The organism is Glycomyces buryatensis, from assembly GCF_004912275.1.
Classification (GTDB): domain Bacteria; phylum Actinomycetota; class Actinomycetes; order Mycobacteriales; family Micromonosporaceae; genus Glycomyces; species Glycomyces buryatensis.
In genome coordinates, this window is record NZ_STGY01000082.1 from 1 (window position 1) to 12,856 (window position 12,856).

The 12,856-nt window shown below is 70.3% G+C and carries 8 protein-coding genes; all 8 read right to left on the bottom strand.

The window, feature by feature from the left end; translation table 11 throughout:
- Positions 1–1,122: 1,122 nt before the first annotated feature.
- The 8 genes from FAB82_RS24615 to FAB82_RS27675 all read right to left on the bottom strand — a co-directional run bounded on the left by FAB82_RS24615 (position 1,123) and on the right by FAB82_RS27675 (position 12,814).
- Positions 1,123–2,349, bottom strand: a complete 1,227-nt coding sequence (locus tag FAB82_RS24615) for an ROK family protein (protein WP_211116835.1) — start codon at positions 2,347–2,349, stop codon at positions 1,123–1,125.
- Between the two features lie 30 nt (positions 2,350–2,379).
- Complete coding sequence (locus FAB82_RS24620) at positions 2,380–4,962, bottom strand: beta-galactosidase (RefSeq protein WP_168801759.1); 2,583 nt, start codon at positions 4,960–4,962, stop codon at positions 2,380–2,382.
- Entirely contained in the window at positions 4,959–5,900 is a 942-nt protein-coding gene (locus tag FAB82_RS24625) for a carbohydrate ABC transporter permease (protein WP_136537217.1), read from the bottom strand. The genes FAB82_RS24620 and FAB82_RS24625 overlap by 4 nt, the downstream gene beginning before the upstream one ends.
- The gene (locus FAB82_RS24630; RefSeq protein ID WP_136537218.1) at positions 5,900–6,874 is read right to left on the bottom strand and encodes a carbohydrate ABC transporter permease; all 975 of its coding nucleotides are present in this window, start codon (positions 6,872–6,874) and stop codon (positions 5,900–5,902) included. Before FAB82_RS24630 ends, FAB82_RS24625 begins: the two co-directional genes overlap by 1 nt.
- Positions 6,875–6,883: 9 nt before the next feature.
- Positions 6,884–8,164 carry an ABC transporter substrate-binding protein gene (locus tag FAB82_RS24635; RefSeq protein ID WP_136537219.1) on the bottom strand — a complete coding sequence of 427 codons (1,281 nt, stop codon included), beginning with the start codon at positions 8,162–8,164 and terminating at the stop codon, positions 6,884–6,886.
- 275 nt (positions 8,165–8,439) lie between these two features.
- Positions 8,440–9,399, bottom strand: a complete 960-nt coding sequence (locus FAB82_RS24640; protein WP_136537220.1) for a carbohydrate kinase family protein — start codon at positions 9,397–9,399, stop codon at positions 8,440–8,442.
- Positions 9,396–10,664: an AGE family epimerase/isomerase gene (locus FAB82_RS24645; RefSeq protein WP_211116836.1), complete on the bottom strand. Its 1,269-nt coding sequence runs from the start codon at positions 10,662–10,664 to the stop codon at positions 9,396–9,398. Before FAB82_RS24645 ends, FAB82_RS24640 begins: the two co-directional genes overlap by 4 nt.
- Positions 10,661–12,814 carry a glycoside hydrolase family 36 protein gene (locus tag FAB82_RS27675; RefSeq protein ID WP_136537222.1) on the bottom strand — a complete coding sequence of 718 codons (2,154 nt, stop codon included), beginning with the start codon at positions 12,812–12,814 and terminating at the stop codon, positions 10,661–10,663. The genes FAB82_RS24645 and FAB82_RS27675 overlap by 4 nt, the downstream gene beginning before the upstream one ends.
- Between the last annotated feature and the right edge of the window lie 42 nt (positions 12,815–12,856).

Sequence of the window (12,856 nt, forward strand, 5' to 3'; positions counted from 1 at the left end):
TCCCGGACCGAACCCGCCTGCACACCAGACGGGACACGGGAGGGAAGCGACCAGGACACGGCCGGACCGGCCGGTCAGCACGCCCCGATAGCGGGGCAGCCTTCGACCGAACCGACCGGTCAGCGGGACGCTCGTTGAACGGCAACGTTCCACCGGAACGGAGCCGGTCAGCGGAACGGACCGGTGAACGGGAGCCCCGTCAGCGGGATGCTCCTGGGCGGGCTTGACGCGCTCCCGGGCGAACCGGCGAGCGAGAGGCGCCTCGGTGGGCTTCACCGGGCCGGAACGGACCGGTCCGAGACGCGAAGCCCCCCGGGGGAAGCGCACGACCGACAGGCACGAAGACCGAGGCCCGAGAGCCGAAGGCCGATGTGTGATGCACGAAGCGGGACACGGGAAGGGAAGGAGGCAAGGCGACCATGACGACCATGACGACCATGACGACCATGACGACCAAGACGGACCCGAGCTCGAGCTCGACGGCGCCTCGCGCCTGCCCCCGCCGACAGCCCCGCACGGACGGTCAGGCCGCGGAAGCCACCGGCCCCGCCCGGGTCGCCGCTCTGCCGAGCCTGGCCCCGGCGCAACGCATTCCGGTCCGACCTCGGCAACGCACCCAGGACCGACCTTCCACCACTCCATCGTTGAAGGCCCGAACCCCAACCAACGACCGGCCGGCCCCGGCGGCACACCGGCAACCGCATTGCCACCGCTTCATCGCTGACGGCTTGAACACCGACCAAAGACCGGCCCGACCTCGACAGCGCACCCGGGACCGGTTCCTTCACCACTCCTTCGTTGACCGCCTGAACCGCAAGGGAATCACTGCCGGGCCCTGCGACGCACCGACGACCGCACTGCCACCACTCCATCGCCGAGCGCCCGAACCCCAACCCACGACCGGCCCCGGCCCCGGCCCCGGCCCCGGCCCCGGCAGACTACCCAGCCCAAGCCCCCCGCCACTCCGTCGCTGAGAGCCTGAACGTCAACGGAAGAACCACCCGAGCCCGGCGACGCACCGCCCACCGCCCACCGCCACTCCATCGCCGCTTTCGGGGCCTCCTCGTTCGTGGTGATGAGACCGGCTCGCTCGACCGGGTCCGAGCCGCCCGGGCCGAGTAGCTATAGCGCCGTCGGGACCCTGGTGGTCAGCAGGCCCACGTCGCCGAGGAACCGTTCGAGGGCGATGGTGGCGATGCCGGTGGCGACCGATCCGCCTCGGACGGAGGAGACCGCGATGTCGAGGTCGGCCGCCGAGTCCCCAGGCGCCTCCTGGAGCACCCGGAGCCTGACGGCCGGGACCAGGTGGTCCCCCAGGGCCCAGGCCGTCCAGCCGGTCAGGGTGACCATCTCGGGGTTGACGATGGCGACGAGGTCGGCGATCGCGGAGCCGAGGTAGCGGGCGGTGCGCTCGATCGTCTCCGCCACGGCGGGGTCCGGCGGGACTTGTTCGAGCGCGGCGGGCAGGGCCTTGATGAACTCGCGCTGCATGGGCTCGGCGGCCAACGGGTGGCCCGGGTCGATCTCGGAGAGCGTCCGCTGAATGCCGGCGACGCCCACGTACGCCTCGACACAACCGTCACGCCCACAACGGCACCGGCGCCCTTCGAAGGAGAGGAGACTGTGGCCCCACTCCCCCGCAGTGTTCTGGGAACCGCGCAGGATCGTGCCTTCCAGGACAATCCCCGCGCCCACTCCGGTGCCCAGGTTCACGGTGACCATGCTGGATCGCCGCCGCCCCTCGCCGAACCACAGCTCGGCGGTCGCGATCGCCTTGAGCGGGTTGTCCACCACCATCGGCAGGCCGATGCGCTCGCGAAGGCGGTCGATGTGGTGCCAGGTCGCGTTCGGCACGACCACGGACACCTCCGCCCAGTGCTGCATCCCGCCCGGGAGCGAGATGCCCACGCCGAGCACGTCATCGCGCGTCGCGTCCGCCGCTTTGAGCGCGGTGTCGAGGGCGTTCACGATCGCGTCGATGACGTAGTCGGGTTCGTCGTGGTGCTCGTCCGTGGCGACCTCGGTCTGGGCCAGCTCGTCCAGGGCGGCGTCGAAGACCACCGCGCGGACGTACGTCTCGGCGACGTCGACGCCGACGATGCGGCCGCGGTTCCCGTTGAGCCGCAACGTCGTCGTCGGCCTGCCGACTCGTCCGCTGGTCAGCCGGACCTCGGTGACGATGCCTCCCGCGAGCAGGTCGCTGACGACGGTCGCGACCGTCGCCGCGCTCAGGCCCGTCGACCGCGCGAGCGCGCCCCGGTTCGTCTCACCCGCCGCGAGCAGCGCATGCATGACGTCGAGCCGCGACTCGCTGCGGATGTCACGCGAGGTTCGCCTGTTGCCGGCCACACGCTTCTCCTTGAAATGGTGCTAACTGGATCATTCTGGGGTGGCGGCGGCGGTCACGCGCTCAAGACACGGCTGGACACCGCCCGCGGTCCCGCGGACCAACAAGCGGACCGCACCCGTGTTCCATGATGCCGGAATCCAGAGTCGACCCGGATCCCCACCCGTGAACCGCGGCCGCGCCGCGTCCTCCAGCCAGACCCGTCCCAGCAGCTCGCCGCGCGCGAACGCGCTGACGCGCACCTGCGCGCCCTCGAACCGCAGCGAGAGCCCGCCCGCGGGAACCTCGACGTCGAGCCAGGTTTCCTCGCCCGGCTCGATCTCGAGCGGGAGCCGTGCGTCCTCGCCGTCGGACTGCTGCTCGGCGAGCGCGAGGATCGCCGTGTCGGGCTGCGCCTCGACCTGCCAGTCACGCACCGCTTCCAGGCGCAGCAGCGCCGCGCCTCCCTCGGAGCCGGGCCAGTGCGGCAGCGTGATCGCGACGTCGGCGCCCTCGCCGGGGGCCAGGTGCACCCACGGGTCTTCCGGGCTCACCATCCAGTCTGTGCCGTCAACACTGACCTCGCACGGGCGCGAGAGTCCGTCCAGGTGCAGCGCGTAGTGGCTGGTGCCGTCCACGGGCAGCGCGCGACGATAGGTCGCCGGACGCCCGATCCGGGTGCTGCTCCAGCCGCCGAGGGTGCGCAGCGGCGCCGGGTCGCCGGCCCACTGCTCACCGCCGTCGACGGTCCACAGTGCGGTGACGTCTTCGCTCGCGGCCACCGACCAGACGCGGCCGAGTCCGCGCAGCGACCCGATCGCGAGGCCGGGCAGGCGCGAGTCGTCGAAATTCGAGTGGCCCCAGGTCTCCACGGTCGCTTCGAAGGCGCCGGCCCCGTCGACCGGCACGCGGAACGTCGCCCCGAACCGCGCCACGGTCGGCAGCGCGAGCCCGTCGAGCGCGAGGTCGACAATGTCGCTCGCGCCCTCGATCAGGAGCTCGCCGACGCCCCGGACCGAGGCCGCGTAGTGCGTGCGTCCACGGTAGACGCCGACGGACTCGGAGGACGGGGCCAGTTCATACGACTTCGTTGCCCCCGAACGGGTCTCGGTGTCAAGCCGGGCCACGCCGGTGACGGCTTCCGGTTCCCCGACGGCCGCGGCCGCGGGGATCTGGACGTCGCCGGGTGCCGGCACGTCGTCGGGGTGGCGGACGACGAGGTCCCACCGGTCGGCGCCGGAACTCACCGTCGTCAGCACGGACGCGCCGGGCTGGGGAGCGCGCAGCTCGACCAGCTTGACGCCGTCCGCGCCTTCGAGCGCGATCACGCTCGGTGCGAGCGAGGCCAGCTCGATGCCGTCCGGGCCCGCGCCGACGAGGTCGGCCGAGGCCAGCCGCAGGGTGCCGGGCAGGCCGAAGCGCGCCAGCGGCAGGTCGCGGACGAGCAGCAGGCACGAGAACGGCGGCAGCTTTACCTCCACATCGGAGAGACCTGCGGCGTCGATGACGGCCGTGCCCCATTCGTCGCCGAGGTTGGGGATGCCGGTGACCGTGCCGCCGCCGTCGAGCGCGAGCTGCGACGGGGAGGCGCTGGTCGGAACGCTCACGCGCAGGGTGTCTGAGGCCTGCGTCACGGCCCGGGCGAGGGCCGGCCCGAGGGTGCGGACGAACGCCGCGAGGACCCGGGCCTCCGAAGTGGCGGAACGCGCCTCGCCCACCGGCGACAGGTATCCGCCGAAGTCGTAGTCGTGGGTCATGAACCCGCCCGGGTCACCCCAGTTGCCGACCGACGGCGTGTAGCCGAAGTCGTAGCCCGAGGCCTGAAGATACGGCGCCAGCAGCGTCGCGCCGCTCACCAGCAGGCGCCGCAGCGTCGCGTGGTGGCGGTTGGTCTCGGTCACCAGCAGCGGTTCCCCGCGCCCGGCGACCAGCTCCGCGTACCGGCGCACCTCGGGCTCCACGAAGGCCGAGCGGTCGTCCGGGTAGAAGTTGAACGCCGGGACCACGCCTTCGACCCCGCCGGTCGCGCCGACCAGGTCTCCCTGGCCCGCGCATGCGACGAGCGGCACGTCGATGCCGTGCTCGATCGCCATGTCGCGCAACGAGGTGATGTAGGCGTGACGGTCGTGCGTGTCGAAGAAGTCGAGCTCGTTCTCGAGCTGGACCGCGACGACGGAGCCGCCGCGCCCCCACTGGCGTTCCGCGATCAGCGGCATCACCCGGTCGAACCAGCTCCGGACCTGCGCGAGGAAGCGCGGTTCCGCCTGTCGCAACCGGAGCCCGTCTTCGAGCGCCAGCCAGGACGGCAGGGCGCCGCCGTCCCACTCCGAGCAGATGTACGGGCCGGGACGCGCGATGACGGCCAGTCCGGCCTCGTGGGCGAGGTCGAGGAACGCGCCGACGTCGCGGCGCCCCTCGAAGTCCCACTCCCCGGGGGCCGTCTCGTGGAAGTTCCACGGCAGGTAGACGTCGATCGCGCGGTAGCCGGTGGCCCGGACCTGCGCGAGCCGGGCCTCCCACACCTCGCGCGGGAGCCGGAAGTAGAACAGCGAGGCGCACAGCAGCGCCTCCTCGCGGCCGTCGAGCACGAGCCCGGAGGCCCCGAGTTCGACGGCCTCAGTGGACAGATCGGTCACTTCACACCCGCGCTTCCGCCCTGGAGGTTCATTTCGTAGAGGTATTTCTGGCCGAGGTAGTAGATGACGATCATCGGCAGCGTCAGGATGATCGAGCCCACCATGACGAGGTTCCACGGCGGCAGCTGCATGGCGTTGCTCGTGGACGTCATGTACTGGAGGCCCAGCGCCAGCGGCATCGCTTCCTCGGAGTTGAGGTAGATGAGCGGGCCCATGAAGTCGCCCCACGCGTGCGTGAGCGTGAAGATCCCGATGGCCGTGAGGATCGGCCACATCATCGGCAGGATGATCTTGCGGTAGACGCCGAAGTAGCCCAACCCGTCGACCTGTGCCGCCTCGTCCAGTTCATTGGAGATGCGGGAGACGAACTGCCGCACCAGGAACACGTTGAACGCGTTGGTGAAGAAGTTCGGCACGATGAGCGGCAGGTATGTGTTCACCCAGCCGAGCTCCTTGAAGATCAGGAACTGCGGGATCATGGTGATCTGCATCGGGATCATCATCGTGGAGAGCACGAGGATGAACATGATGCCCTTGCCGGGCGCGCGCAGCCGCGCGAAGGCGTAGCCGACGAGCGAGGACGAGATCACCTGGCCCACCGCGGACAGGGTCGCGATGATGACCGAGTTGGTGACGAAGCGCCCGACGGGCAGGCCCGTCGCGGTGAAGACGTCCGTGAAGTTCGTCCACGTGAACTCGGTCGGGATGATCGTGAAGGCGTTCTGCGCGCTGGTGTGGTCGCTCGCGAGCGAGATCGACACCATGAGCACGAACGGCACGAACAGCACCGCCGAGATGACGATGAGGACCGCGTAGGTCGCGGGCGAGGCCTTGAACGCCGTCAGCCGCGAGTGCTGGGCGTCGTCCTTCTTTCCCCCCTGGCCCGACTGCTCGGGTTCGACCCGGCTTTCGACTGCGGGAGTTTCCAACGCCGTCATCAGCGCACCTCCGACTCGTAGAAGACCCACTTGCGGGCCGTGCGGAACGCGATCAGCGTGAACAGCATGATGATGACGAACAGCAGCCACGCGATCGCCGAGGCGTAACCGAAGTGGTAGAAGGAGAACGCCTGGTCGAACAGCAGCGTCACCATCATCTGGCTGGCATTGTCCGGGCCGCCGACATTGCCGCCGGGGGCGAGGATGTAGACCTGCGAGAAGATCTGGAACGCCCCGATGAGACCCATGATCAGGTTGAAGAAGATGATCGGGGTGATCTGCGGGAAGGTGACCGCCCAGAACTGGCGCCAGGAGCTGGCGCCGTCGATCTCGGCGGCCTCGTAGAGCTCGCGCGGGATGCCGTTCATGGCCGACAGCAGCAGCACCGTCGCCGCGCCCGCGCCCCACATGGACAGGACGATCAGCGCGGGCTTGATCCAGTTGGGGTCCAACAGCCACTGCGGGCCCTGGATGCCGAACCAGCCGAGGAGGTCGTTGAGCGGGCCGGACGGCGCGAGGATCATCTTGAAGACCATCGCCGTCGCCACCAGCGGGACGAGCGTGGGCAGGTAGATGAGGGTGCGGAAGATCTTGCGCCCGCGGACCCGCTTGTTGAGCAGGTTCGCCAGCCACACCCCGATGACCAGGCTGAGCGGCACGGAGATCAGCGCGTAGAAGAAGGTGTTGCCGAGGACCTTCCAGAAGATCGGGTCCTCGGTCAGTGCCTGGGTGTAGTTCGCCAGCCCCACGAACTGGGGCTCGGTGAACGAGTCCCATTCGGTCAGGGAGATGTAGACCGAGGCGATCATGGGGCCGAGCAGGAACCCGACGAATCCGATGAGCCACGGCGAGATGAAGAGCCAGAAGTAGAAGGCCTCCTTCTTGCCGCGCCGGGAGAGCTTGGTGCGACGCCGACCGGTGCGGCGCGCGCTGCGCGCCGCACCTAGTGCATCGCCGACGATATTCGACGACATGGCCTGGCCCTACTCGACGACCGTCTCAAGCTGCGACTGAATCTCGTCCAGCTCGGTTTGGGCGTCGCCGCCCTCGGACCAGAACGTCTCGAGGCCGTCGTTGATGGTCGACTGCATCTCGTTCCACTGGGGAATGAACGGCGCCTGGTAAATGAAGTCCGAGGACTCCGCGAAGGCGCCCATGTTCAGGCCCTCGGGGGCCCATTCGGGCTTCAGGAAGGCTTCGGACTGCTGCACCTGGATGTTGGCGGGGACGTCCATCGCCTTGTCGATGATGACCTCCTGGCCTTCGACGTCGGTGAGGAAGTCGATCGCCTCGAACGCCTTGTCCGGGTTGGCGCTGTCGCGCGAGATCGACAGGCCGGAGCCGAAGCCGGTGGCGGCCTGCTGGTCGCCGCCCCACAGCGGGGCGATGCCCCAGTTGAAGTCGGCCTCCTGCAGGGTGCCGATGCCCCAGAACCCGGTGGTGTTCAGCGCGACCGCGCCGGAGGCGAAGAGCGGGTCCCCGCCCATGTCCGGGCCCATGTCCGCGTACTCGGCCGCGGTCGGCGCGTAGTGGTTCTCGTGGACCAGGTCGTTGGCCCACTGGACCGCCTCGACGGCCTCAGGGGAGTTGACGGCGGGCTTGCCGTCGTCGCCGACGATCTGGCCGCCGTTCTGGTAGACGAAGCTCCACCACTGCGCCCACCAGCCCGCGCCGGTGTAGCCCCACTGCCCGTCCTCGGGCGAGGTCGTCTTCTCCATGGCGGACTGGGCGTCTTCCCAGGTCCACTCGGCGGTGGGGTATTCGACCCCGGCCGCGTCGAAGATGTCCTTGTTGTAGTACGTGATGATCGCGCCCGAGCGGTCGGGAATCGCGTAGACCTGGTCCTCATAGGAGTAGAGCTCGCCGACAGCGGGGCCGAAGCGCTCTTCGAGGTCGAGTCCGGCCTCGGAGACGTATTCGTCCAGCGGGAGGATCTGGCTCTTGGAGGAGTAGACGTTGACGCCCTCCGCCACCTGCATGATGTCCGGGCCGTCGCCGCCCGCGATCATGGTCTGGACCTTCTGCTCGTACTGCTCCGAGGGAATGAGCTGCAGGTCGACCTTGATGTCGGGGTGCTCGGCCTCCAGGAGGTCGATGCGCTCCTGGTAGGTCTCCTTCTCGAGGTCGCCACCCCAGACGACCATCTTGAGGGTTCCGTCGTCCTCTTCGCCGCCGCTCAGGCAGGCCGTCGTGAGGGCCGCCATCCCGATCACTGCGATGAGGGCGATCCCGGCACGGGCATGCCGACGAATCTTTTCCGCCATGTCTTCCGCCTCTCTGCGGTCTGGCACCGACTTCTTCGTCGGCACTGTGTTAAGACAGCGATAAATCTAACCCATAGATAAAGGGTTGGAAAGATGAGACGTGAGCACAGTTCGGTCACGGTTAACACCAGGTTGCGGGGGTTTTCGGGATCGCTTGGGGGCCTTGGTGAAAGCGATATCAGACGGGGCTCACCGCGCCGTCGGAAACGACGGCACGGTGCCCTCGGGCCCCGATTCGGCGGGCGATTTCGTCGCGAATGGGCGCCTACGTGCCGTCAGACCCCGATTCGGCTCGCGATCTCATCGCGGGTGGGTGGATCGGCGCCGGGTCGGGAGACGGTGATCGCGGCGGCGGTCGCCGACCACGACGCGGCCCGACGCAGCTCCTCCACGTCCAGGGTCGCGAGTACCTCCCGGGACTTCGGCCCCTGGGCGCCGAGGTCCATGAGGATGTCGATGAGGGCGCCCATGAAGGTGTCGCCGGCGCCGATCGTGTCGGCCACGGCCACGGCGATGCCGGGGATGGGCAGGACGCCGCCGCCGCGCACGAACACGCTGCCCCCCTCGCCGAGAGTCACCACGACCAGGACCGGCCCGGACGTCGCCCAGGTGCGGGCCACGTCCACCGGGTCGGCGCCCGGGTGATACCAGGCGAGGTCCTCCTCCGACACCTTGACGACGTCGCTCGCGGCGACGAGGCGTTCGACGCGTTCCAGCACCGGCGCGAGGTCCGGGGTGATGGCCGGGCGCGCATTGGGGTCGAAGGTCACCAGCGCCCTGCCGCGCGCGGCGCGCATCGTCTCCTCCACGGCCGAGGCGCCCGGATCGAGCACGGTCGCAATGGATCCGGCGTGCACGACGGCGGCGCCGTCGATCCCCGGGGTCCGCGCGAGGAAGGCGGAGTCCAGGTCCCAGGTGAGGTCGAAGTCGTAGCTCGCCGAGCCGTCCTCGGCCAGGTGCACCACGGCGGTGGAGGTGCGGCCGGTCGCCGGGGTCTCTGCCGCCATCTGCACCTTGGAGTCCTGGAGCCAGCGCAGGGCCGCGGCCCCGCGCTCGTCGTCGGCGAGGGTCGTCACCAGCACCGGGGCGCGGCCGAGGCGCCCCAGCGTGACGGCCACATTGGCGGGGCTGCCGCCGGGGAGCTCGCGCACGCCGCCGTCGGCGGTCGGGAGCACGTCGATCAGCGTCTCGCCGATCACGATCACCGCTCCCGGTGAGTCCGCTCGTTCGTTCATGCCTTCGCCTCCGCGTTCGTTCCGGCCTGCGCCGAGTCCATCATGCCGTCGCGCACCGCGCGGGCGAGCATCGGCGCCAGCGGCAGCCGGGGCAGCAGCGTCGCCTGGATCGCGTGGTAGAGGTCGGGCTTGCCGGGCCAGACCGTGGTCGCCGGGCGGTTGTGCTCATCGAGCTGGTGCCTCCACGAACCGCCGTCGCGGTCGATCAGGTGCTCCTCGGCGTAGTTCCACCAGGCGGCGTACCAGTCGGCGTAGCGGCGTTCACCGGTGCGGCGGTGCAGCGCGGCGGCGGCGGCGATGGCCTCGGCCAGCACCCAGTGCATGCGTTGGCGCACCATGGGAGCGCCGTCCCAGTCCACGGTGTACACGAAGCCCTCCGTCCCGTCGGGGGCCCAGCCGTCGGCCACCGCCCGATTGAACAGGAGCATCGCCGCCCCGGCCAGCTCGTCGTCCTCGCCCCCGGCGGCTTCGACGTGCAGCAGCAGTCGGGCCCATTCGAGGCCGTGGCCGGGGGTGGCGCCGAAGGGCTTGAACGGATCGTCGGGCCTGTCTCGGTTGAGTTCGAGGTCGGGGGTCCAGTCGGGGCCGAAGTGCTCGGGGAGGAGGCCGTCGTGGTCCTTGGCGAGTCGGGCGACGAAGCGGGCCGCGCGGGCCGCGCGTTCGCGCCACTGCGCGGCCTCGGGCGCTTCGACGGCGTCGGCCACCGTCAGCATCGCCTCGACCGAGTGCATGGTGGAGTTCAGACCGCGGTAGTCGTCGGGACGGGTGAAGGCGTTGTCCCACAGGTCGATCGGCAGCCCGGCCTCGTCATCCCAGAACCGTTTGAGGTAGACGGTCGACGCCTGGCGCAGCAGGGAACGGCCGCCGCCGCGTTCGGCGAGAGTGGCGGAGGCCGCGGCGAGGAGGACGAAGGCGTGGTCGTAGCAGGACTTGCCCGCGTCCCGGTCGGGAACGCCGCCTGAGTCGAGGGCGTGGAACCAGCCGCCGTGTTCGGGGTCGCGCAGTCGGGCGACCAGGCCGGCGATGGCGGCATGGGCGACCGGGGCGCTCCCGGGGACGCCGAGAAGGTGGCCGAGCGAGTAGACATGGACGGTTCGGGCGGTGATCCACGTCTGCACGCCTTGCGCGGCATCGGGTTTGCCGACGGCGTCGAGGTAGGCGCCGCCGCCCTCGGGGAGTCCGGCGCGGGAGCCGAAGGCGAGGAGCCGCAGGGTTTCGGCGCCGAGCCAGTCCCGGTGGGTCGCCTGATTGATCCAAGGGGTCACTGCTGGTCCTTCGGGGCGCGGTCCGCGGGACCGTGGAGGCGCAGGATGCGCGCGGTCGGGGCCGGGACGTCCGTTTCGACGCGCAGGACGCCGGATGCGGCGTCCCAGGCGACGTCCCATGCCCCGATGCCACCGGTTTCCGGTGCGGGAAAGAGCTGCCGGCAATCGAGTTCGCGTCCGCGCAGGGCGGGCAGGGGGAGTTCGAGGGCGTCGGGCGCGCCGGGCAGGCGCCACACGGTCAGGACGGTGGTCTCGTCCCGGTTCAGGCCGAATGTCTGCCAGGGGCCGCGGTGGTCGAGCCCGAGCGGCCAGGACGGGACGGCGGTGGCGGAGAACGGCAGCAGTTCGCGGTGTGCGGCGACGCCACTCGCCACGAGCGAGAGCTGCTCCTCGTCCATGGTGGCGAGGTGTCCGGAGAGGTAGAGCCGCCCGGTGATGCCCGCGGTGAGGGTGAATGCCGATTCCTCCCAGCTCATCTCGGGCTGCGCGTAGCCCCAGTGGCCGGCCTGCTCGGGGAGGATCGAGGCGGGGGTGGCCGCCGCGATCGGCGGGTACAGCAATGGATTCTGCTGGTCCGAAGTCGATTGGATGTGGAGTCGGGAGAGGGTGGCGTAGTCGGCCCGCATCCCGCCCGAGGCGCAGTTCTCAATCAGCAGGCCCGGGTGGCGGGCGAGCACGCCGTCCAACCAGGACAGGTAGGCCCGGCAGTGCTCCAGCAGTCCCGCTCCCGGCGCGAGGCCGCCCGCGTCGGTGCCGGGCCCGGGCATGATGTTGTAGTCGAGTTTGAAATAGCCGACGCCCATGCCGATCAGGCGGTCGACCACCGAGTCCAGGTGCGCGACGGCCGCGGGGTGGCGCATGTCGAGGTGGTAGCGGCCGTGCTCGACGACCCGCTGCCCGCCGCGCTGGAAGAACGCGTCCTCGGGCAGGCGCTCCGCGAGCGGGGACCGCACCCCGATGACCTCCGGTTCGAGCCAGATGCCCGGGACCATGTCCAGGCCCCTGATGTGGTCGAGGACCTCCGCGAGGCCGCCGGGGAAGCGCGACGCGCTCGGCTCCCACTCCCCCACGGCGTCCCACCAGCCGCCCGCGTCGTCGTACCAGCCGGCGTCGATGCAGTAGTAGTCCGATCCGGCCCGGGCGGCGGCCTCGGCCAGCGGCAGGATCTTTGCCGTGGTCGGGTCGCCCATCAGGGTGTTCATGTAGTCGTTGAAGATCACCGGCAGGGGGCGTTCGTGGCCCGCGGTTCCGGTGCGCGCCACCAGAGCGCGCCGGTACCAGGTGAGTTCCGCCAGCACCGCGTCGACCGGGTTCGGAGCGTCGGCGACCGTCACCGCCACCGGGACGGACTCGAAGGCCTCCCCCCTCGCGAGCGTGGTGCTCCACTGGTGCTCGGCGTCGGTGGGCCCCAGCAAGGCCAGCGACGCACCGGTCCGGTCCTCGCCGATCTCCCAGTGCCAGGCGCCGTTGTGCTCGATCTGGAAGCCCAGCCCGTACCCGCCGCCGCGTTCGACGATCAGCCCGGTCGGCAGCCGCTCCCCGGTCGACCAGGAGCTGCGGGTGGTGACGGCCATGCGGGCCCGGTTCATGTGGTGGTGGACGGCCGGGTCCATCGCGGGCAGGCCGACCTCGCGCAGCGGCGAGCGCCGCCAGCGGGATTCGGCGACCCAGTCGCTGTCGCCCCACAGCACGTCGAGTTCGTCGACGCCCACCGAGCTGTCGGTGACGAAGGTGCCGATCACCAGCGAGGTCACGGCCTGGACGGTGACCGGCGCGGACCCGGCCCGCAGCACCGTCCAGGCGCGCACCACCCGGCCCTGCGGGCTGATGACGCTGGTGACGCGCAGGTCGGTGACGTCGTCGGTCTGGTGGAGGTGGAGCGCGCCGTCGACCGTCTCGTGCGAGGTGTAGCGCAGCCGCGATCCGAGCACCGTCGAGCTGTAGCGGTGGCTGCCGGGGAAGCGCCCGTGGCCGAGCGCCTGCACCTCGACCAGCGGCGGGGTGTCGATGCGGCCCGGATCGGGGTCCGGGATCAGGTCCAGGCCGTACGGGGCGCAGGCTGCGGGGAGCAGCGAATCCAGCGTCACCGGGACGTCGGGTCCCACCGTGAATTCGAAAAGCAGGTCACCGGTGGACCAGCGGAGTATCACGTTCTCGTCACCTCGTCAGAGAAGGTCGTTTGCAGCGAAAGA

Excerpts from the sequence above, each read along its gene's own strand:
- FAB82_RS24640 (WP_136537220.1), bottom strand. The coding sequence starts at position 9,399 with ATGAACGAACGAGCGGACTCACCGGGAGCGGTGATCGTGATCGGCGAG.
- FAB82_RS24635 (WP_136537219.1), bottom strand. The coding sequence starts at position 8,164 with ATGGCGGAAAAGATTCGTCGGCATGCCCGTGCCGGGATCGCCCTCATC.
- FAB82_RS24625 (WP_136537217.1), bottom strand. The coding sequence starts at position 5,900 with ATGACGGCGTTGGAAACTCCCGCAGTCGAAAGCCGGGTCGAACCCGAG.
- FAB82_RS24630 (WP_136537218.1), bottom strand. The coding sequence starts at position 6,874 with ATGTCGTCGAATATCGTCGGCGATGCACTAGGTGCGGCGCGCAGCGCG.